Origin of the sequence: Vogesella sp. EB, assembly GCF_001037925.1 — a bacterium.
In the GTDB taxonomy this organism is placed as follows: Bacteria; Pseudomonadota; Gammaproteobacteria; order Burkholderiales; family Chromobacteriaceae; genus Vogesella; species Vogesella indigofera.
Genome location: NZ_LFDT01000001.1, coordinates 260,978 through 282,179, shown reverse-complemented (window position 1 = coordinate 282,179; position 21,202 = coordinate 260,978). Strand labels below are relative to the sequence as shown.

The following is a 21,202-nucleotide window of genomic DNA, read 5'->3' as shown; positions in this document are numbered from 1 at the left end:
GCTCCAGTGATTCTTTAAGTGTTCAAGTTTTGCTTGCGGCCAACCTTGTGTTGGCCGCCTGTTTTTCAGGTGGCAGCGCACGGCTGCCACCGGTGATTCAGTTGCTGCGCCCGGCCTTGCCGCTGAACGGCTGCAGGCGGATAGCGCTCAGGTCGTTGATCTTCCACACGCGGCGCATGTGGCCGAAGTCCCGTTTTTGCTCGTCGCCAAATTCCACGTCCGGCCGGTAGTCCAGATTGAAGCGCAGCTGGCCGAGGTAGACGGTTTCGCCGGTGCGTACTTCAAACGGCTTGTCGAGGCGAAAGCTGGCGTAGCCCTTGTAATTGAACACAAGGTCGTCGCCCGGATCGTCGTTCCAGCGCGCGTAGCCGGTTTGCAGCTGGTAGCGGCCCGGTGGTAGCGCCAGCAGTTGCAGCTTGCCGTCTACCGGCGTCATGCCTTCTTCGCCAAACACGGTATCGGTGCCGAAGTTGGCGTACACGATGCCGTGCTGGCCGTTGTCCAGCCCGCGCCAGCTCAGGTTGGCCGTAGCGTAGCCGGGGTTGTAGGTGCGTACGGTCATGGAAAACACGGCGTAGCCCAAGCCCGCGGGCGGCGTCAGCGATCCGTGCAGGGTGTCGGCCATGGTGGTGCAGCCCGCCAGCAGGGCGGCGGCACACAGTGTCGGTAAGTGGCGCATGGTGCTCTCCTTGACGACTGGTTCCTGCTGCTTGGACTCGGCGACAGCTTGCCGGGTTCGGCTCATCCCTCAGCCGCCTCGCGGGAAGCGGCTGAGGGATGAAGGTTGGCCGCATGCGGCCAACCTTGGGCGGGACACAGCCTTGCGGCCGTGCCCACGCGGGGACAACTTACTGGCAGCTCTCGCAGTCAGGGTTGTCGATGGAGCAGAACTTGGCGTCGGTGGCCGGGGTGTTGTCCACTTCGGCTGCGGCAGCAACCGGGGCCGAGGCCACGGCGTTCAGCTCGCCGCCACGACCGGTGGATTTCTCCGCCGAGCTGGCGCCCAGGGTGCGCAGGTAGTAGGTGGTTTTCAGGCCACGAATCCATGCGTACTTGTACAGCTCGTCCAGCTTCTTGCCCGATGCGCCGGCCAGGTACAGGTTCAGCGATTGCGCCTGGTCGATCCACTTCTGGCGACGCGAGGCGGCGTCCACCAGCCATTTCGGGTCCACTTCGAACGCGGTGGCGTAGATGGCTTTCAGCTCGGCCGGTACGCGGTCGATGCGGCCCAGGCTGCCGTCGAAGTATTTCAGGTCGGCGACCATCACTTCGTCCCACAGGCCCAGTTTCTTCAGGTCACGCACCAGGTATTCGTTGGTGACGGTGAATTCGCCGGACAGGTTGGATTTCACGAACAGGTTCTGGTAGGTCGGCTCGATCGAGGCGGACACGCCGATGATGTTGGCGATGGTCGCGGTCGGGGCGATGGCCAGGCAGTTGCTGTTACGCATGCCGTGTTCGGCGATGCGCTTGCGCAGCACGCTCCAGTCCATGCGCTCGCTGCGGTCCACTTCCAGGTAGCCGCCGCGCTCGGCCGCCAGTAGGTTGATGCTGTCGTGCGGCAGGATGCCGCGATCCCACAGGCTGCCCTTGTACGACGGGTAGCGGCCACGCTCTTCGGCCAGCTCGGTGGAGGCGAGGTAGGCGTAGTAGGCGACGGCTTCCATCGATACGTCGGCGAATTCCACCGCCGCGTCGGAGGCGTAGGCGATGCGCATTTGGTGCAGGCAGTCCTGGAAGCCCATGATGCCCAAGCCGACCGGACGGTGCTTCAGGTTGGAGTTGCGCGCCTTCTTCACCGGGTAGAAGTTGATGTCGATGACGTTGTCCAGCATGCGCAGTGCCACGCGCACGGTACGGGCCACCTTCTCGGTGTCCAGCTCCAGCTTGCCGCCCACGTCCTTCATGTGGCGCGACAGGTTGACCGAACCCAGGTTGCAGACGGCGATTTCGTCGTCGTTGGTGTTCAGGGTGATTTCGGTGCACAGGTTGGAGCTGTGGACCACGCCCATGTGCTGCTGCGGGCTGCGGATGTTGCACGGGTCCTTGAACGTCACCCACGGGTGGCCGGTCTCGAACAGCATGGTCAGCATCTTGCGCCACAGGGTGAGCGCCGGGATCTGCTTGAACACTTTCAGCTCGCCGCGACGGCCCTTGGCTTCGTAGGCGACGTAGGCTTTTTCAAACGCCTGGCCGAACAGGTCGTGCAGGTCCGGGGTTTCGGACGGCGAGAACAGTGTCCACTCACCACCTTCCATCACCCGCTTCATGAACAGGTCCGGAATCCAGTTGGCGGTGTTCATGTCGTGGGTGCGGCGACGGTCATCACCGGTGTTCTTGCGCAGTTCGAGGAATTCCTCGATGTCGGCGTGCCAGGTTTCCAGGTAGGCACATACCGCGCCCTTGCGCTTGCCACCCTGGTTGACCGCCACGGCGGTGTCATTGACCACTTTCAGGAACGGCACCACGCCCTGCGATTTGCCGTTGGTGCCCTTGATGTGGCTGCCCATGGCGCGCACCGGCGTCCAGTCGTTGCCGAGGCCGCCGGCGAACTTGGACAGCAGCGCGTTTTCCTTGATGCCTTCGTAGATGCCGTCGAGGTCATCGGCGATGGTGGTCAGGTAGCAGCTGGACAGCTGGCTGCGACGGGTGCCGGCGTTGAACAGGGTCGGGGTCGACGACATGAAGTCGAAGCTGGACAGCACGTTGTAGAACTCGATGGCGCGGTTTTCGCGGTCCACTTCGTTCAGTGCCAGGCCCATGGCGACGCGCATGTAGAACGCCTGCGGCATTTCGATGCGGGTGCCGTCGATGTGCAGGAAGTAGCGGTCGTACAGGGTTTGCAGGCCGAGGTAGCCGAACTGCAGGTCGCGCTCCGGCTTCAGCGCGGCGCCGAGTTTTTTCAGGTCGAATTCGGCCAGCTTTTCGTCCAGCAGTTCTGCCTCGATACCTTTCTTGATGAAGGTCGGGAAGTACAGCGGGTAGTGGCTGCCCATTTCTTCCTGGGCGATGGCTTCGCCGAGGATCTCGAGGCGGATGTTGCCCAGCAGCAGGCGGGCGGTCACGTAGTCGTAGGCCGGGTCCTGCTCGATCAGCGCACGGGCGGCGAGGATGGCGGATTTGTTGACTTCTTCTTCCGGCACGCCGTCGTAGATGTTCTTCAGTGTCTCGGACAGGATGGCGTCCACGTCGGTGGCGGCCAGGCCCTGGCAGGCGGATTCGATGCTGGCGCGCAGGCGGGCCACGTCCAGCGGCTGCTTGCGGCCGTCCTTGCGGATCACGTTGATCTGGATCTGGTGCAGTGCTTCGCCACGGGCGGCACGCTCCTGGGTGCGCTGCTCGCGGTACAGCACGTAGGCGCGGGCGACGTCGTGTTCACCGGAGCGCATCAGCGACAGTTCAACCTGATCCTGGATGTCTTCGATGTGGATGGCGCCGCCTTCCGGCTTGCGACGCATCAGCGCGCTGACCACGCCTTCGGTCAGCTGCGCGACCTTGTCGCGGATGCTGGCGGAGTTGGCACCCTGGGCGCCCATTACCGCGAGGAAGGTCTTGGTCATGGCGATGGAGATCTTGACCGGCTCGAACGCGACCACGGCGCCGTTGCGGCGGATGGTCTTGTACTGGCTGTAGTCGTCCTGGGGGGCGGCGGCGCGGCCCAGTTCGGCAGCCATTTGCCCGTCAAAAGTAGTGGTTTGCATTGTCATGTTTCCCTCGTGGTGGGGTGGGGTTGTTCGGATGACCCTGCGGCCTGCCTTGCAACAGCGGACGGCCCCGGGTTGGCCGGGTGGGTGGCCCGCGTTGCTCGGGTTTGTCACGGCTGTGGACAACTCTGTTGAAAAGCTGTGTGCGAGCTGTGTACAAACACAAGATGTACTGTCGTGACGCGAGAATGGCGCAAATTCTAGTGGTTAAGGCGGTGCCGAACAAGTCTTGACAGGCGACGGAAACGCGCAAACCCGCGCCGTTATTGGCTTTGCGGCGGCAGAAATATTTTCGGGAATTTTCGGCACTTGTGGCGCCGCTGGCGGATGCCTTGCAAAGACAAGGGTTTGCCGCTGCCGCGCCGGCTGTCATTTCATTGCAACATCATAGCGATGTGGCATGGATGCGACGTTTTGCCAAAGAAAAAGGGCAGCTGCAGCTGCCCGTTGACCACAACATCTGGTGTTTTTGTTTACGGTTTGAGCCAGATGAGGCTGGCCATGCGGCCGGTGACGCCGTCGCGGCGGTAGGAGAAGTAGCGCTCGCGGTCGATCACCGTGCACTCGTCGCCACCGTAGACTTCGCTGATGCCGATGGCCGCCAGCCGTTGCCGTGCCAGCAGGTAGATGTCGGCCAGGTATTTGTCGTCGCCGATCGGGTCGAACGCCTGCACCGCGTGCACGTCGTGGGCGAGGAAGGCTTCGCGCACTTCGGCGCCCACTTCGAACGCGTCCGGGCCGATGGCGGGGCCGAGCCAGGCGACAAGGTTGGCCGCAGGCTCGTTCATGGCACTGACGGTGGCCTCGATGACGCCGTTCAGCAGGCCGCGCCAGCCGGCGTGGGCGGCGCCGACCACGCTGCCGGCGCGATCGGCCAGCAGTACCGGCAGGCAGTCGGCGGTCATGATGCAGCACACCGCGCCGGGGGTGCGGCTGAAGCTGGCGTCCGCCTGCGGTGGCTGACCGGGAGTAACCGTGGCGGCGTCGACCACGGCGATGCCGTGCACCTGCTGCAGCCAGGCCGGTTCCGCCTGCAGCCGTTCGCGCAGGCGGGCGCGGTTGGCGGCCACGTTGGCCGCAGTGTCGCCGACGTGGTCGCCCAGGTTCAGGCTGGCGTAGGGTGGCGGGCTGACGCCGCCGTCACGGCTGGTGATCAGCGTGCCGACCTTGCCGGCCAGCGGCCAGCCGGCCTCACGCCACGACAGGTCGGCCGGCTCGGCGGGGGTGTCAGCGGATGTAATGGGTTTCCACATCGTAGTCGTCCTCGTCCCAGTCATCGTCGTCGTCTTCCATCGCTGCGCCGAGCGGCGTCTGTGCCTTGGCCTTGTTCAGCTTGATCTCGCGCTCGTCGCGCAGGATGGCCAGCAGCGCCTTCATGTCGTCCGGCAGCGGCGCGCTCCAGCTGTGGGTGGCGCCGGTAACCGGGTGCACCAGCGACAGCTTGTAGGCGTGCAGCGCCTGGCGGCCGAGGCTGCGCACCGCTTCGTCGACGGCTTCGCTGCCGTGGTGACGGGCGTTACCGTACAGCGGATCGCCGGCCAGCGGGTGCTTGGCTTCCTTCATGTGTACGCGGATCTGGTGGGTGCGGCCGGTTTCCAGCTTGCATTCCACGTAGCTGAAGTCGTCGTAGCGTTCCAGTACGCGCAGGTGGGTGATCGCCGGCTTGCCGCCGAAACGCACCACCGCCATGCGCAGGCGGTTGTGCGGGTCGCGGCCGATCAGGGTTTCGATCTTGCCGTCGTAGGGCACCACGCCGGTGGCGACCGCGCGGTAGATGCGCTTCACGGTGCGCGCCTGCAGCTGGCGCACCAGGTCGGTCTGCGCCTGCAGCGTCTTGGCGACGACCATCAGGCCGGAGGTGTCCTTGTCGAGGCGGTGCACGATGCCGGCGCGCGGGATGTGCGCGAGTTCCGGATGGCGGAACAGCAGGCCGTTGAGCAGGGTGCCGCTCCAGTTGCCGACCGCCGGATGGACCACCATGCCGGCCGGCTTGTTGACCACCAGCAGGTGCTCGTCTTCATAGATGACCGGGAAGGGTACGTCTTCCGGCACGTAGGACAGCGCTTCCGGTGCGGCAACCACTTCCACGCGCACGATCTCGCCGCCCAGCAGCTTGGTCTTGCCGGGTACGTGCTTGCCGTCGACGCTGACCTTGTCGTCCTTGATCCATTGGGTCATGCGGCTGCGTGAGTAGTCCGGCAGCATCTTGGCCAGTGCGGCGTCCAGGCGTTCGCCGGACAGCTCGTAAGGCACGGTAAACTGTTTGGCCTCGCCGCCGGTTTCCGCTTCGCTATCCAGGGTTTCGTCGTCCAGTAGCTCGTCGGGATGGGTGTCGTGTTCGTTCATGTCTTTGCTGGCGTGAGGTAAATCGGGTGATTTTAAAGGAGTCGGGCGGGATTGTCCCGTTGCTGTTTGCGCGCCGCCCGAAACGGCGGGGGTGCGCAAAATGCTGTTTTGGTTATAATCGACGGCAGTCAAACAAGGACACCTCATGAAAAATAGTTTTGTAGCCTTGCTGGCCGTCGTGTTGATGGCAGGTTGCGCCACGGTGGACACCAAAGATGAAACCCGCGGCTGGACGGTAGAACGCATCTACGCCACGGCGCGCGAAGAGCTGGATGGTGGCAACTATCAGCGTTCGCTGAAACTGTATGAAACCTTGCAGGCGCGCTTCCCGTACGGGCGCTACGCGCAGCAGGCGCTGATGGACGAAGCCTATACCCATTACAAGGATGCCGAGCCGGAGCTGGCGATTGCCTCGGCCAACCGCTTCATCCGCCTGTACCCGTCGCATCCGAACCTGGACTACATGTACTACCTGAAGGGTCTGGTGTACTTCAACGAGGACAGCTCGTGGATGTCGCGCCTGTCCGGTCAGGACATGAGCGAGCGCGATCCGAAAGCGGCGCGCGAATCCTACCAGGCCTTCCAGGAGCTGGTGGCACGCTTCCCGCAGAGCCAGTACAGCGCAGATGCCACCGAGAAGATGGTGCGCCTGATCAACGCGCTGGGGGCCAGCGAAGTGCACGTCGCCCGCTACTACATGAAGCGTGGCGCCTGGCTGGCGGCCATCAATCGCGCGCAGACGGTGGTGAAGGAGTACGCCAACACAGGGCACAATGAAGAAGCGTTGGCCATCATCGTGGTGGCCTACGAGCAGCTGGGGATGAAAGACATGGCGGCCGATGCCCGTCGCGTGCTGCAGCTGAACTTCCCGCAGAGCAACTATCTGCAGACGCCGTGGCAGGTGCGCGAGCAGTCGTGGTGGAAGTTCTGGGGTTGATGCCCTTGCGGCCAACCTTGGCTCCATGAAAAACGGCACCTGCGGGTGCCGTTTTTCATTGCTGTGTCAGTGGCTTATACAGCGTCTTCGTTGGTTTCGCCGGTACGGATACGGACCACCTGTTCCACCGCGGTCACGAAAATCTTGCCGTCACCGATCTTGCCGGTGCGGGCGGTGCTGACGATGGATTCGATGGCGCGTTCCACCAGGTCGTCGGCGATGACCACCTCGATCTTGACCTTGGGCAGGAAGTCGACCACGTACTCGGCACCGCGGTATAGTTCGGTGTGTCCCTTCTGGCGGCCGAAGCCCTTGACCTCGGTGACGGTCAGGCCATTGATGCCGATTTCGGACAGCGCTTCGCGCACTTCGTCCAGTTTGAACGGCTTGATGATCGCTTCGACTTTCTTCATTGAAGTAACTCCTTGAATTTTTGCGGGTAAGCGCGTTCGAACGGCGCCTGCTGTCAGACAAAATACGAATTCTGGCCTTATAAAGACAGGGGGTTTCGTGTATTATGACGCGCTTCCCTGATCCTTGTCTTCATTGTTGCGGGTATCCAATGTCGCACGTTCTCAAGCTGCGGGGCGGTGTCGCCCTGTCCCAGTTCCGACTCGATAAACTTCTTGCTGCTGCTCGCGAAGCAGGTCTACCCGATCTGACTATTGCGGCAGAGTACTGGCACTTTACCGAAAGTGAAGCGCCACTGAGCGAGGCGCAAGTCGCCGTGCTGGAAAAATTGCTGACCTACGGCGAACCGCCGCTGGCGCAGCAGCCTACCGGCGATCTTTTCCTGGTTACGCCGCGTCTTGGCACGCTGTCGCCATGGGCTTCCAAGGCTACCGATATCGCACGCCACTGCGGTCTGGAGCAGGTATTGCGCATCGAGCGCGGTATTGCCTTCCACGTCACCGCAGCCACCCCATTGACCGAAGAGGCTCGTCAACGTCTGGCGGGCCTCTTGCACGATCGCATGACCGAAACCGTGCTGCCGTCGCTGGCCGATGCCGAGCGCCTGTTCGTGCACATCGAGCCACAACCGCTGTCCACCGTCGACATCCTCGGCGGCGGCAAGGCGGCGCTGGATGCGGCCAACCTTGACATGGGCCTGGCGCTGTCGCCGGATGAAGTCGACTATCTGGTCGAAAACTTCATCAAGCTGGAGCGCAACCCGACCGACGTCGAACTGATGATGTTCGCGCAGGCCAACTCCGAGCACTGCCGTCACAAGATTTTCAATGCGCAGTTCATCGTCGATGGCGTAGAGCAGGGCAAGTCGCTGTTCCGCATGATCCGTGACACCCACGACGCGCATCCGCAAGGCACCCGCGTGGCCTACAAGGACAACGCCTCGGTAATCGACGGCGCCACCATCGAGCGCTTCTATCCGCAGCCGGACAGCAATACCTACGCCTACAGCGAAGAGCCGACCCACATTCTGATGAAAGTGGAAACGCACAACCACCCGACCGCGATCTCGCCGTTCCCCGGCGCCTCGACCGGTAACGGTGGCGAAATCCGTGACGAAGGCGCTACCGGTCGCGGCTCGCGCCCGAAGGCTGGCCTGTCCGGTTTTACTGTCTCCAACCTGAACATTCCGGGCTTCCAGCAGCCGTGGGAAGACGCCAGCTACGGCAAGCCGGGCCGCATCGCCTCGGCACTCGACATCATGCTCGAAGGCCCGATCGGCGGCGCCGCGTTCAACAACGAATTCGGCCGCCCGAACCTGGCCGGCTACTTCCGTACCTTTGAAGACAACTTCCAGGGCGAGCGTCGCGGCTACCACAAGCCGATCATGATCGCCGGCGGCCTGGGCAGCATCCAGGAACAGCAGATCTTCAAGAACGAGATTCCGGAAGGCGCGCTGCTGATCCAGCTTGGTGGCCCGAGCCTGCTGATCGGTCTGGGTGGCGGCGCGGCATCGTCGATGGATACCGGTGCCAACAGCGAAAACCTGGACTTCGATTCGGTACAGCGCGGCAACCCGGAAATCGAACGCCGTTGCCAGGAAGTGATCGACCGCTGCTGGCAGCGCGGCGCGGCCAACCCGATCGTGTCGATTCACGACGTCGGTGCCGGCGGCCTGTCCAATGCCTTCCCCGAGCTGGTGAACGACGCCGGTCGTGGTGCCATCTTCCATTTGCGCAAGGTGCATCTGGAAGAAAAAGGCATGACCCCGATGCAGATCTGGTCCAACGAATCGCAAGAGCGCTACGTGATGGCCGTGATGCCGGCCGACCTGGAGCTGTTCACTGCCATCTGCGAGCGCGAGCGTTGCCCGTTCGCGGTGCTGGGCGTGGCCACCGATGACGGCCACCTGCAGGTGCGTGACGATCATTTCGACAACAACCCGGTCGACATGCCGCTGGAAGTGCTGCTGGGCAAGCCGCCGCGCATGACCCGCGACGTGACTACCCGTGTCGTGGTGACCGACGCCTTCGACGCCGCGCAATACGACACCAAGGAATCGGCGTACCGCGTGCTGCGTAACCCGACCGTGGCCGACAAGTCCTTCCTGATCACCATCGGCGACCGTACCGTGGGCGGCATGACCGCGCGCGACCAGATGGTTGGCCCGTGGCAGGTGCCGGTGGCTGACGTTGCCGTGACCGCGATGGGCTTCAACACCACCAAGGGCGAAGCGATGGCGATGGGCGAGCGTACGCCGGCGGCGTTGTTCTCGGCCCCGGCCGCCGGCCGCATGTCGGTGGGCGAGTCGCTGCTGAACCTGGCCGCGGCCAACGTTGGCGAGCTGGGCAACGTCAAGCTATCCGCCAACTGGATGGCCGCTGCCGGTCACCCGGGCGAGGATGCCAATCTGTACGCCACCGTGAAAGCGGTGTCCGACATCTGTATCGACATCGACGTCAGCATTCCGGTAGGCAAGGATTCGCTGTCAATGAAGACGGTATGGGAAGACCAGGGCGAGAAGAAGTCGGTGACCGCACCGCTGTCGCTGATCATCTCCGCGTTTGCCCCGGTGGCCGACGTGCGCAAGACGGTGACGCCGCAGCTGCAGGCCGCCGACAGCGCGCTGCTGCTGCTGGATCTGGGTGCCGGTCGCAACCGCCTCGGCGGTTCGATCTTCGGCCAGGTGTGGAACGACATGAACGGCCAGACACCGGACGTGGATCAGGCGGCCAAACTGGCTGCTGCCTTCCACACCATCCAGTCGCTGGTGCAGGACGAGCTGCTGCTGGCTTATCACGACCGCTCTGACGGCGGCCTGTTCGCCACGCTGGCGGAAATGTGCTTCGCCGGTCACCTTGGCGCACAAGTCGAGTTGTCGGTACTGACCGACGACACTGCGGCCAACGTCAACGCGGTGCTGTTCAACGAAGAGCTGGGCGCGGTGATGCAGGTTGCCGTCGACCAGATCGACGAAGTGCTGGCGCGCTTTGCCGCCGCCGGTCTCGGCGCCGAAACCAGCGTCATCGGCGTGCCAACCGACGACAACACCCTGACCCTGTTGCATGGCGAAGAAGTGGTGCTGGCCGAATCGCGCGTCGCGCTGCAGCAAGCCTGGTCCGAGACCAGCTACCGTCTGCAACGCCTGCGTGACAACCCTGCCGGCGCCGACAGCGAGTATGCGCAGATCGCCGACACCGCCTCGCGCGGCCTGTTTGCCGAGCTGACTTTCGACACCAAGGACAATCCGGCGGCGCCGTTCATCGCCACCGGCGCGCGTCCGCGCATCGCCATCCTGCGCGAGCAGGGCGTCAACGGCCAGATCGAGATGGGCGCGGCGTTTACCCGCGCCGGTTTCGAGGCGGTCGATGTGCACATGTCCGACGTGATCGCCGGCCGTATCCGGCTGGCCGATTTCAAGGGTCTGGCGGCGTGCGGCGGCTTCAGCTACGGCGACGTGCTGGGCGCCGGCGAGGGCTGGGCGAAGAGCATCCTGTTCAACGCGCAGGCGCGCGAGCAGTTCGAAGCCTTCTTCGGTCGCGGTGATACCTTCGCGCTGGGGGTGTGCAACGGTTGCCAGATGATGTCCAACCTGTCGGATATCATTCCGGGCGCGCAGTACTGGCCGAAGCTGAACCGCAACGCTTCCGAGCAGTTCGAAGCCCGCTTCGCGATGGTGGAAGTCACCGAATCGCCGTCGATCTTCCTGCAGGACATGATCGGCTCCAAACTGCCGGTGGTGGTGTCGCACGGTGAAGGCCGCGCGGTGTTTGCCCCGGGCGCACAGGAGCAGGTGCTGACCGCGCTGCGCTATGTGGACTTCAACGGCCAGCCGACCGAGACCTATCCGATGAACCCGAACGGCTCGCCGGCAGGTATCACCGGCGTTACCACGCCGGACGGCCGCTTCACCATTATGATGCCGCACCCTGAGCGCGTGTTCCGCACATTGCAGAACAGCTGGCATCCGGCGGAGTGGGACGAAAACGGCGCCTGGTTCCGCATGTTCGCCAGTGCCCGTCGCTGGATCGGCTAAGCGATTCGCCGCGATGCAGACAAAACACCCCGCCACTGCGGGGTGTTTTTTATGGTGCCTACCGATAACACAAGGTTGGCCGCAATAAAAAACGCCGGCCACATGGCCGGCGTTGTTGTAGGCGGGGCGGGGTTAGTCGCGGTCGCCAGCGAAAGCCATCAGCAGGTGCAGCAGGCTGGTGAACAGGTTGTAGATGCTGATGTAGATGCCCAGCGCCGCGGAAATGTAGCTGGTCTCGCCACCGTCAACGATGGTTTTGACTTGCCACAGGATCATCAGCGAGCTGAACAGCGCGAAGGCGGCGGAAATCACCAGCGACATCAGTGGCAGCTGCAGGAAGATGTTGGCAACCACCGCCACCATCAGCACGATGGCGCCGACCATCAGGAATTTGCCCATACCGCTCAGGTCGCGCTTGGTGGTGGTGGCGATGCCAGCCATCACGGCGAAAACCAGCGTGGTCGCGCCACCGGCAACCATGATCAGCTGCGAGCCATTGGCCAGCTTGAACGCGGCTTGCAGCAAGGGGCCGAGCAGGACGCCCATCAGCAGGGTGAACAGCAGCATCAGCGGCACGCCCAGTGCGTTGTTGCGGTTGGCTTCGATGGCGAAGGTCAGGCCGTAGAACAGCGCCAGGATGGCGATCATGCTCATGATCGGACTGCCTGCCATGAAGGCGAAGCTCATGTTGGCGCCCACTGCCGCGCCGATGACGGTCGGTATCATCGACAGGCCGAGCAGGGCGTAAGTATTGCGCAGCACCTTGTGACGGCTGCCACTCAGTGCAGTGCTTTGGTAGGCGGTGTGCAAATTGGGTTGCATGGCGAAGAGACTCCTTGCTGTTGTTGTTTGGGTAATGCAGGTCATGGACAATATACCTGTAGGATAGTTTCGCCATCAAAAAATATTTGGGGCGGGATCTTGCCTAGCGTGGGCTTGTCTACTATTATGCGCACTCTGCTGAAGCAAGGCAGTGAGTCGCGAAAGTGGCGGAATTGGTAGACGCACTGGATTTAGGTTCCAGCGCCGCGAGGCGTGAGAGTTCGAGTCTCTCCTTTCGCACCACTACATTGCTTCATGGAAAACACTAAACCGCTCAAACCCAAGCACAGCAAAGGTTTCGGCGGTTTTTTGTTGTCTACTCAAAATGCAAAATCCCCCAAGAAAATACAATTTAACGCTACCATGTGTCCCATATTTGTCCCGAGGTTTGTCCCATGGCGACGTATGAGAAACGTGGTGACGCGTGGCGCGTCAAGATTCGCAAGGGCGGGGTAAGCCTGTCTGAATCAGGTTTCCGCACCAAGCGCGAGGCGGAAGCCTGGGCGGTGAAGAAAGAAGCCGAAATCTCTGCGCAGGCCGCTGGCCTGATCCCGGACAAAACCTTTGGCGAGTTGCTTGCACGCTACGCTGAGGAGGTTTCGCCGCGCAAACGTGGCGAGCGGGCGGAGCAGATGCGCATCGCGCTCTACCAGCGCGAGTTCCCGGTGTTGATGGCGGTGAAGCTGGCCAGCCTCAGCAATCATCACTTTTCCGATTGGCGTGATCAGCGGCTGAAGATGGTCAGCGCGGCCAGTGTTCGTCGCGAGTGGGCGCTGCTGCAGCACGCGCTGAATATTGCGGTGAAGGAGTGGGGCTGGATCAAATCGAGCCCGCTTGATTCCCTGACCAAGCCGGCGGCGGCGAAGGCGCGCACTCGCCGGCCGACTGATCTGGAGTCGGAGGCAATTTTGCTGGCCACCGGCTATCACCACGAGATGCCCCCGTTTCTGATGACTGCCCGGGTTGGTGCGGCGTGGTTGTTTGCGATTGAGACGGGTATGCGGGCTTCCGAGATCTGCGGCCTGACGCGGGAGTCGATCGATTTTGATCGGCGTCTGACGCACCTGGCGATGACGAAGAACGGCCATGCCCGGGATGTGCCGCTATCTGTCGAGGCGGTGCGCCTGCTGAGGCAGGTGATGGAGGCGGTACCGGATGGGCCGGTGTTCGGCCTGCGGCCTTCGTTGCTGGATTCGCTGTTCAGGAAGGCGAAGGCGCAGGCGCTGATCGAGGATCTGCACTTTCATGACAGCCGGCGTGAGGCACTGACCCGGCTGGCCAAGAAAGTGGATGTGATGACCCTGGCGAAAATCAGTGGTCATCGTGACTTGCGGATACTGCAAAACACTTACTACGCGCCGGACATGGCCGACGTGGTGGCGCTGCTGGATTAGGCGCGCTTCTTTTCCTGGCGGGCATCCGCCCAGCGCATGATTTCGGCGACCTTCCAGCGGCGGTTGCGGCTGGTGCCGGTGGCGATGTTGATCGCTCGCGGAAAATCGGGGCTGACGGCGATCCGCTGCATGAAGTGCTGCGAGCTGACGCCCAGGTATTCGGCGCAAGCGGCGGCATCCCAAAGCTGCTTGTCTGCCGGAATCACCGGCCGCGGTGTGGCCAGCGTGTAGATGAGCTGCTTGATGCTCTGCACCAGCTCGGCCGTGTCGATCGTCGAATTCATTCTGCTTTCCTTTCCAAGATGGTTGCGGTGCGTGTCGACCGTTAACCCAACACTTCGCAATCCTGATTTGCCCAGCTGCGCCAGGCGCTGATCGTGGTTTGCTGATCCTGATTGAATTGCACATGGGTCAGCGTGCCGCGCTGGTTCTGCAGCACGCCGGTGACGTGTCGCGTTACACCGAAACGGCGCAGCACGTCTCCCGGCTGTGGTTGCTTGCGCGGGTCGCGGCTCATGCCACGCTGCCTGCCGTTGATTGCTGTGCCTGGACGGCTTTCTTCAGGCTCTGGTACAGATCGGCGTGGCTTTTCTTCAGGTACTCCATCACGGCCAGGTCGGTGTTGTTCACCTTGGCCAGATCGATCTGCTCGACGTGCACCAGGCGTACCAGCTCGCGGACGGCTTTTGGCATGTTGCGGCCGGATTCGTAGCGAGAGCCGCCGGACTGGGTAACGCCGACGCGGCTCCAGAATTCACTCTGGTTCAGGCCAAGGTTGTGACGGATCTCGCGAGGGTCGGCGATGGTGGCAAAGTTCATGGTGTTCTCCTGTTGTTAGGTGCGTTGTTCCAGTCGGAATGTGAATGCGTCGATCGTGGCACCCTCCGGCGGGTTGATCAGATATTTGCCCTGGTTGTTGATGACGATGTGGCCGGTGGCCTCTATCGCCGGCACGGCATGCTCGATGCTGTTGACGACGATCAGCGGTGCGTAGGCAGTTAGTGGCCAGCTGGGCGGCACAGCGACCGCTGGCACGCCGCAGAGCGACAGGTGGTCTACTAGCTGGTCTGCGCGGTCAAAGTCCTTCCTGTGGGCTGCTAGCGTGGCTACAGCGTGGGCAAACTGCTCGCCCAGCCGGATCAGGGTGTCGACATGTAGCGTATTCATCTCGCAATCCAGTCAGCCAAGGTCAGCAGGGCGATGAACGCGGCGCAGGTGCCCATGCCGCGTGTAAAGGCTTTTCCCATGGCCAGCAGATCCTGCTTAAGTTCCGCGCGCATCACGCCACCTTTCCGGCCGGCTGTGGCCGCTGGAGCTTGCGCACCTCGTGCACCGGCAGGCCAAGCATGCCCCAGCCGATGAAGCGAAGGCTGTAACCTCGCTCGCGGAACTGCTCCGCCAGCGCCTCCGGCACATGGCCGATCAGGGTTTCTTTGAAAGACGGTTGCATCATTGCTCTCCCTGTTTTCCTTGCTTCAAGGACATGCCCAGACAGGCGTGCTGCCCGCACTTGGCGTCAAAATTTCCAGGCATGAGGCAGCAGGCCGGCGCGCCGCCACGATCTGGCGATATTCACCGCGAGCAGGCTGCTCATTCGTCAGGTTCTGCGCTGTGGGCGCCTTGATGCGCACGGCGCGCTTGTTCCACTCTGCATGGCTAAGGCCGGGCAGGTGGCACAGCAGTAACAGCAGACAAATTCGGGACATGGCGGCCTCCTTGTTGGTGTCCCCTTCGGCGCGGTGCGGTGAAGCGTGCACGGCATGGGCGAGGGCGGGTGGGGTTGGCTAGTCCACCACCGCGCGGCGCAGTGAGGCGCAGCGTTTGCCCAGGCTGAAGGGGTGTTAGTCGGTTGGTTAATAACTATGGTTAACTTGGTGTCATTATAGCCATGAGGATTATTTTGTAAATAACCGTTGTTATTTTTGTGGTGGTGCGATGTGGCAAAAGTGTCACGCCGGCGTTGAGGGGGCTGGTAGTCGGACTGCTATTCGTGGGTCAGGCTTGTGGGTTGAGGTGTGACTTATCGATTAACATGCCAATTAACTACTCAAGCGATAGGGCAATAACGTGGGCAAGCCAACTTACCGTCGAAGGCGGAGGCGTTCTTCCAGTGCAAGCAGCATCCAGCAGCCATCCAGCTTTCTCTATCAGGTCAAGCTGTGGGCCGTGCTGACTGCCATCATCGCGCCTGGTGCCTTTCTTATCGGGACGTACTACTACGAAGGCTATGTGGAGGCCTTTGGCGTTCGGGTAGAGGACTTGCCGGTCAGCACATCTGTCCTCTATGTGCATGCATACAAACTGGTTGGCATCTTTCTGCTCAAGGTGGCAGAGGCATTGGTGAGCTTTGTTGACTGGCAGCGACCGCTGTTGATGCTTGTATATGTGGCGGCGGGATGGGTGGGGCTCTACGGGCTACTACGACTGATCCGCTGGTTGGCAAACTTGCCCAGCCATCATCTACTGAACCGATTCGTGCGATGGCTTCACCCGAGTAAGAACGATGTAACGCTTGTATCAATCATGACGGTGGCGATTTCCTATGCGGCTGTGTTGCTTTTAACCGCAGTCGGTACCATGGCTCTGTTTTGGTGGCAAATCCCCCTGTCTGCATCGAAGCAAGGTCGTGACGATGCTCAGGAAAAAATATCGGATTTCAATGCGTTAGGGTGTCATCGCCAAACCAGCGATGGCTGGGGAAATTGCGTCAAGATTACGGACGCGAAGGGCAAGGTACTGTATGAGGGGGTTTTGGTTGGCAGTACTGATAAAAATATCGTTCTGTACACGGCACAGGGCGTAAAGGTTATGCCGCGCAAGAATGACTGGTATTTGCTGCACGAGCGTACCAGCCCCAGCAAGGGCACAAAGCCCGACGTGAAATAGACAAAGCTGGACGGCCCTCGCTGTCCGGCTTTTTTGCGTCTGGAGCAGCAGGCCAGCCGTCCAGGTTGGCCGCTGTCATGCTGCCGGCAGTGAAGGTTCCGTTTGCATCCTCCCGGTGGCCAGCAGGATGTTGTCAGCCTTTTTTGGCATGCAGCGCCCGTAAGGTCTGCTCTGTGACGTCGATGTCGCCATGCGGGTAAAGGTTTGGCAGCAGGAAAGACATGGCGTGGACTGGAAAGCCGACCCGAACCTTGCCCTTGGGGGTGTCTGAAGCCAGAAAGCCTTCGGTGACCAGCTGGCCTAGTACGGTACGTGCTGTGCGCTCGCTCAAGCCGGTTAGCCGTGCGGCTTCTCCACGCTCAAACTCGCCCATGGTGAAGGCATGCATGTACAGGTAGGCTGATTCCGGCCGCAGCATGGTGCTGCGAATTTGTCGGAAGTACGTGTCTACTCTGGCGCCGAAGCTATCCAGATCGAACATGCTGGCCATGAACCTGGCCTGATCAACGCCAACCTGCAGGCCAAAGCGGCAGAACTCCGCCAGCCCGCGTTCGGTCAGGTTGCCGCGGCCATCCAGATCGCCATGACGTGGCTCATCTGCCTGAGCCAGCAGTGATTTGTAGGTGTCGGCCTGCTTGGCCAGACCGCGAGACATTGACCATAGCGAAGTGCCGTTTACACCACAGGCTCTGAGCATGGCATCCAGTGTGATGCGCGCAACGCGGCCATTGCCATCCGCAAACGGGTGAATCCACACCAGGCGGTGGTGAGCGGCTAATGTGGCAACAATGCTGGTCAGCCGGGAAATGCCGCCCTTGTCTGCCCATGCCAGCCGCCGGCCGTACACCTCGGTGTAGCGGCTCAGGAACACGCCGAGGTGTTCGCTCTTTGGTGGCACGTGGCGCCCGACTCGCACTTCGCGCTGACGGAATTCGCCCGGCGTCATCACCGAGCCATCTTCCAGGATGAGCATTATGGTGGGCAGGTGATCACAAAATAGCCGGTGAGTCTCCTGCAGGAAGAAAGGCAGATTGTGTTGTGTCAGCTGCCAGCTTCTCGCCCAGCGATCCGCCACGATATGCGCACGTGCCAGGCTCTGGTGGTCTTTGTCTGCGCCAAAGCGCGCCGTGTCCTGTATTGCCTTGTCGATATCAATCGGCAAAGTCTTGTGGCCTTCGATCAAGTTGCTGTAATAGCAGTTCATCCCTGAAACCAACTCCGCCAGTCCGCGCGCGGTCTGCTTGTGGATCTTGGCATCAAGCCGTGCCGACTCCAGGCACAGGTCATGAGCCAACCCCACCAGCTCACCGAATAGCGGGCGCGAGTCTTCGATCACCATGGGTTCCATTTGTGATGGATGATCGTAAAATTCCAGTTTTCCTTCGGTCATTTGCCGATCTTTCTGCCGATGTTTTGACGAGTATAAACCAGTATCAACAATGGTTTACTGGCGAAGTCTTGAAGGTGGCGACGAAATATTGCCGATCTTTCTGCCGATGTTTGATCGAAAAAGCCGAACAGTCCTCGCTGTCCGGCTTTTTTTGCATCTGGCGCGGAGCTTCAGCCAGCCAGGCGATTTGCCGCGGCGGTGAGGATGGCGGCCAGTTCGGCGCGTGTCCAGATTTCGTCGCGTGCCGCGATGCGGGCGGCCAGTTCTTCGCGGCGGACGACGAAGGCATCCAGCGGTACCGGCTCAGACTGGATTTTGCCGTGGCGGTCTGTGCTTAGCAGCAGGCGGCTGCCATCAGGGGGCGTGGCCAAGGTTGGCCGCACGGTGCCGGGCTGTGCCGGGGCTGCGGCGTACAGATAGCGCTGAACGGCTGGCATAGCCTGGGTGGCGAAGGTGGGCGAGATGCATTGTGCCAGCTGCAGCGCGCCGGCCTCTGTCCAGACGGTGAGGGAGGGCTGGTTGCGTGATGGCGTATCGGGGGAGCTGCGATTATCGAGGCGGAAGTGGCGTTGCGTTTCGCCGGTGAGCTGGAAGTAGTGGGTGTTTTCGAGCAGGTGCGAGGCGTGTTCGCGGGCGTAGTCGCGGATCGCAGTTGGGCTTAGACCAAAGCAAGCGGCCAACCTTCGCACAGTCAGTACCGCTTGGCCGTTAAATTTCGTTACATCCGAAGACAGTTGCGATGACGACACAATATAATCGTCGGAATTATGCTTTTGCGTTAGCACATCGAGTACCCAACGACGGAATGCCTTTGCCTGATCGGTTTTGGCCAGCATGCCAAGAAGGTGAGCGCCGCGCAGCGAGAAGATCCGTACCGACTGTTTGCCGCCGGCTGTATCCAGCTCAACCAGTGCGGTCATGTCGTCACTGAACTCATCTGCATTTCGTTCGAAAAGTTTTGGAATGTCAGCGGATGGATTTTTGTAGCCCAAGGCACTTCCAATTTGGAAGCCCCTTAACCAAGGTTGGCCGCAATGGTCGGTGATGTCGAATGCGATGTTCTGAAAAACAAGGGATTGAGCAGCCATGATGGCCTCCGTTGATAGCGGTTTTATCCGCCACCCACGTCGCCAAACGGGGGTGGCAAGCCGAACGGGGTTGGCGAACCGGCTCAACGAAACCGGCAGACCCGAAGGTCTCCCCGCCCGACCCGCCATAGAAAGGACGCGTACGGACGCCGCAGACAAAAACAGCCGCATGGGCGGCTTTGTCTGCCGTTGAATACCAGGTCGCCAAACCTGTGACCCGTGATTGAACGGGTCAGGTAGATCATAGTTATTAAATTAGATTTTTGTCAAGATCGTAAGCTACTAATTTTAGGGGGTAAAATGGAAAAAGAGAATGTAGCGGATAAGGTTGCTGAAGCCACTAAAAATTTACTGGACGATTCTGAGAAATTCGTTGTGATTGGTTTGACGGGACGAACTGGCTCTGGATGCACAACAAGTGCGAATATTTTGAGTTCTGAAAATATTAAGCTTCCAGACTCTGGTGACTCTCATTACGAAGGCAATGAAAAGAGAAAATATAGAATTATAAAAAAATTTCTTGAAAAACAATGGCGGCCTTTTGTCGTTCTGCAAGTTAGAAGTGTTATTACAAGATGTATACTTGATTTAAATTTTGCTGAATTTAAGAATTTTGTATCTCAAGCAATAGAAATTCCATTGGTGGAGGTTGGGGTACAGGTTGATGAATTTAAAGCTAATTATGATGAGGCGTTTTTAAAAGCCAAGTCCATGCATGATATGCCAGAGAATTCTTCTGATGAAATCGCAAAAAAGAAAGAAGCTGCTTATGAATTTTACTTCAAATACTTGCCGATTTTTTCAGATAAAATAAAAAGCATACTGAGCAAGTTAAGTCCTGCGGCTTATACGGCAATTTACCAACTGGCTGGTGATAATATTCGTGCATCTGGCAAGGTGAATTCAAAATCATTTAATCCATCCAAGCTATTCTCCTTTGCCAACTTGATAAACAAGGTTATTAAATCGGCTAGGCACTATTTTGGCAAGGATAAAAAGTCGTGCTTTATTGTTATCGATGCAATTAGGAATCCATATGAGGCTACTTTTTTGCGTGATAGATATGCCGGCTTTTATTTGGTTTCTATTAACACAAAAAACGAAAATAGACTAAAGCATCTAAAGGAAAGTCATAAGTTCACTGATTTGCAAATAAAGGCGCTGGATGACAAGGAGTATCCTGAAAAGCTTGTTGGCTATCAAAAATACTGTTCACAGAATATACAGAAGTGCATAGAAATTGCGGATGTTCATATAAACAACCCAAAACATTCAGATTTTGCAACAAGTGAGTTAGCCAGTCAGCTAGCGTGGTATGTCGCTTTAATGCTTCATCCTGGGCTTGTGATGCCGACTTCTATTGAAAGTTGCATGCAAATTGCCTATGGCGTAAAAATAAATTCAGGTTGTATTTCTAGACAAGTTGGTGCAGTAGTAACTGATAGCTCATATGCAACAAAGGCCGTCGGCTGGAATAACACAGCTCAAGGACAGGTTCCATGCTTATTAAGGAGCGCGGAGAATCTTTTAGATGGTTCCGATAGTTTTGCATATAGTTTTTATGAAAAAAATGATAGGATTTTTCGAGAGCATTTAGTGAGTAAGTATGTTGAAATTAGACCGAAAGCTGAAAAGAATGGTCGTAATTTGGCATTTTGCTTTAAAGATATGCAAAACAGCATAGAGGGCGAGAAAAACCAAGTGCATACACGCTCACTTCATGCAGAAGAGAACGCATTTCTCCAAATTTCAAAGCATGGTGGGCAAATGCTTAAAGGTGGGGTTTTGTTTACTACTGCTAGTCCATGTGAGTTGTGTGCTAAAAAAGCATATCAACTTGGGATTAGTAAGATTGTATACATAGATCCATATCCAGGCATTGCGACAACACATATTTTAAATGTTGGTTCTGGTAGTCCTGAATTAATGCTATTCCGTGGCGCCGTTGGCTCGGCTTTCCATAAGCTGTATCAGCCTCTGATGCCTTATAAGGACGAACTGGAAATGCTATTCAATATCCCTAAAAAGGAAAATAAAAAAGAGTTGGAAATTAATAGATTAAAAAGAGAGAATGAAATGCTAAAAGAAAAACTCGCATCTTTTGAAAAAAATGATTCAAAGACAGAGCATGGCGGTGCTGTGTCTGATGGTTAATCTAATTTTTAGCGCTAGTATCTTGTTAATTTAATTG

Annotated in this window: 19 protein-coding genes and 1 tRNA gene; 6 read left to right on the top strand and 14 right to left on the bottom strand. The window is 59.3% G+C overall.

Annotated elements, in window-relative coordinates; all coding sequences use genetic code 11:
- Nucleotides 1–97: 97 nt before the first annotated feature.
- The 4 genes from ACG97_RS01340 to rluD all read right to left on the bottom strand — a co-directional run bounded on the left by ACG97_RS01340 (nucleotide 98) and on the right by rluD (nucleotide 6,050).
- Nucleotides 98–679, bottom strand: coding sequence for a hypothetical protein (locus tag ACG97_RS01340; protein WP_047965553.1), 582 nt, complete (start codon nucleotides 677–679; stop codon nucleotides 98–100).
- Between the two features lie 169 nt (nucleotides 680–848).
- Entirely contained in the window at nucleotides 849–3,707 is a 2,859-nt protein-coding gene (locus tag ACG97_RS01335) for a ribonucleoside-diphosphate reductase subunit alpha (RefSeq protein ID WP_255348016.1), read from the bottom strand.
- A gap of 470 nt (nucleotides 3,708–4,177) precedes the next feature.
- Nucleotides 4,178–4,957 (bottom strand): peptidoglycan editing factor PgeF, encoded by a 780-nt coding sequence (gene pgeF / locus ACG97_RS01330; RefSeq protein ID WP_082133605.1) that lies wholly within the window; start codon nucleotides 4,955–4,957, stop codon nucleotides 4,178–4,180.
- Nucleotides 4,932–6,050, bottom strand: a complete 1,119-nt coding sequence (gene rluD, locus ACG97_RS01325; RefSeq protein WP_082133604.1) for a 23S rRNA pseudouridine(1911/1915/1917) synthase RluD — start codon at nucleotides 6,048–6,050, stop codon at nucleotides 4,932–4,934. Before rluD ends, pgeF begins: the two co-directional genes overlap by 26 nt.
- 145 nt (nucleotides 6,051–6,195) lie before the next feature.
- On the opposite strand from rluD, the gene ACG97_RS01320 reads away from it, so the two are divergent.
- Nucleotides 6,196–6,987, top strand: coding sequence for an outer membrane protein assembly factor BamD (locus ACG97_RS01320; RefSeq protein WP_047965487.1), 792 nt, complete (start codon nucleotides 6,196–6,198; stop codon nucleotides 6,985–6,987).
- A gap of 74 nt (nucleotides 6,988–7,061) precedes the next feature.
- Here the strand turns inward: ACG97_RS01320 and ACG97_RS01315 are convergent, their stop codons facing one another.
- On the bottom strand, nucleotides 7,062–7,400 hold the full coding sequence (locus ACG97_RS01315; protein ID WP_047965486.1) for a P-II family nitrogen regulator: 339 nt from the start codon (nucleotides 7,398–7,400) through the stop codon (nucleotides 7,062–7,064).
- Between the two features lie 149 nt (nucleotides 7,401–7,549).
- Here ACG97_RS01315 and purL point away from each other — a divergent pair, with 149 nt between their 5' ends.
- Nucleotides 7,550–11,431 carry a phosphoribosylformylglycinamidine synthase gene (purL, locus tag ACG97_RS01310; protein ID WP_047965485.1) on the top strand — a complete coding sequence of 1,294 codons (3,882 nt, stop codon included), beginning with the start codon at nucleotides 7,550–7,552 and terminating at the stop codon, nucleotides 11,429–11,431.
- Between the two features lie 132 nt (nucleotides 11,432–11,563).
- On the opposite strand, the gene ACG97_RS01305 is transcribed toward purL, so the two are convergent.
- Nucleotides 11,564–12,253 (bottom strand): Bax inhibitor-1/YccA family protein, encoded by a 690-nt coding sequence (locus ACG97_RS01305; protein WP_047965484.1) that lies wholly within the window; start codon nucleotides 12,251–12,253, stop codon nucleotides 11,564–11,566.
- A 158-nt stretch (nucleotides 12,254–12,411) separates the two neighbouring features.
- Here ACG97_RS01305 and ACG97_RS01300 point away from each other — a divergent pair.
- Together ACG97_RS01300 and ACG97_RS01295 are read left to right on the top strand one after the other, a co-directional pair.
- Nucleotides 12,412–12,496, top strand: a tRNA-Leu gene (locus ACG97_RS01300).
- Between the two features lie 152 nt (nucleotides 12,497–12,648).
- Entirely contained in the window at nucleotides 12,649–13,647 is a 999-nt protein-coding gene (locus ACG97_RS01295) for a site-specific integrase (protein WP_047965483.1), read from the top strand.
- Here the strand turns inward: ACG97_RS01295 and ACG97_RS01290 are convergent.
- The 6 genes from ACG97_RS01290 to ACG97_RS17440 all read right to left on the bottom strand — a co-directional run bounded on the left by ACG97_RS01290 (nucleotide 13,644) and on the right by ACG97_RS17440 (nucleotide 15,353).
- Entirely contained in the window at nucleotides 13,644–13,931 is a 288-nt protein-coding gene (locus ACG97_RS01290) for an AlpA family transcriptional regulator (RefSeq protein WP_047965482.1), read from the bottom strand. The two genes, ACG97_RS01295 and ACG97_RS01290, sit on opposite strands and share 4 nt — an antisense overlap.
- A 41-nt stretch (nucleotides 13,932–13,972) precedes the next feature.
- Entirely contained in the window at nucleotides 13,973–14,164 is a 192-nt protein-coding gene (locus ACG97_RS01285) for a hypothetical protein (protein ID WP_047965481.1), read from the bottom strand.
- Entirely contained in the window at nucleotides 14,161–14,466 is a 306-nt protein-coding gene (locus tag ACG97_RS01280) for a DNA-binding transcriptional regulator (protein ID WP_047965480.1), read from the bottom strand. The genes ACG97_RS01285 and ACG97_RS01280 overlap by 4 nt, the downstream gene beginning before the upstream one ends.
- Before the next feature lie 15 nt (nucleotides 14,467–14,481).
- Nucleotides 14,482–14,814: a hypothetical protein gene (locus ACG97_RS01275; protein WP_047965479.1), complete on the bottom strand. Its 333-nt coding sequence runs from the start codon at nucleotides 14,812–14,814 to the stop codon at nucleotides 14,482–14,484.
- 112 nt (nucleotides 14,815–14,926) lie between these two features.
- Nucleotides 14,927–15,100, bottom strand: a complete 174-nt coding sequence (locus ACG97_RS17445) for a hypothetical protein (protein WP_156167841.1) — start codon at nucleotides 15,098–15,100, stop codon at nucleotides 14,927–14,929.
- A 22-nt stretch (nucleotides 15,101–15,122) separates the two neighbouring features.
- Nucleotides 15,123–15,353, bottom strand: coding sequence for a hypothetical protein (locus tag ACG97_RS17440; RefSeq protein ID WP_156167839.1), 231 nt, complete (start codon nucleotides 15,351–15,353; stop codon nucleotides 15,123–15,125).
- Nucleotides 15,354–15,813: 460 nt separating this feature from the next.
- Between ACG97_RS17440 and ACG97_RS01270 the strand changes: the two genes are divergently transcribed.
- Entirely contained in the window at nucleotides 15,814–16,533 is a 720-nt protein-coding gene (locus ACG97_RS01270) for a hypothetical protein (protein WP_047965478.1), read from the top strand.
- A gap of 133 nt (nucleotides 16,534–16,666) precedes the next feature.
- Here ACG97_RS01270 and ACG97_RS01265 read toward each other — a convergent pair whose 3' ends face one another.
- Together ACG97_RS01265 and ACG97_RS17750 are read right to left on the bottom strand one after the other, a co-directional pair.
- Nucleotides 16,667–17,923 carry a Fic family protein gene (locus tag ACG97_RS01265; RefSeq protein ID WP_082133603.1) on the bottom strand — a complete coding sequence of 419 codons (1,257 nt, stop codon included), beginning with the start codon at nucleotides 17,921–17,923 and terminating at the stop codon, nucleotides 16,667–16,669.
- Nucleotides 17,924–18,093: 170 nt separating this feature from the next.
- The gene (locus ACG97_RS17750; protein ID WP_162198988.1) at nucleotides 18,094–19,011 is read right to left on the bottom strand and encodes an ORF6N domain-containing protein; all 918 of its coding nucleotides are present in this window, start codon (nucleotides 19,009–19,011) and stop codon (nucleotides 18,094–18,096) included.
- 300 nt (nucleotides 19,012–19,311) lie between these two features.
- Here ACG97_RS17750 and ACG97_RS17090 point away from each other — a divergent pair, with 300 nt between their 5' ends.
- Nucleotides 19,312–21,165, top strand: a complete 1,854-nt coding sequence (locus tag ACG97_RS17090; protein ID WP_082133602.1) for a hypothetical protein — start codon at nucleotides 19,312–19,314, stop codon at nucleotides 21,163–21,165.
- Nucleotides 21,166–21,202 lie beyond the last annotated feature (37 nt).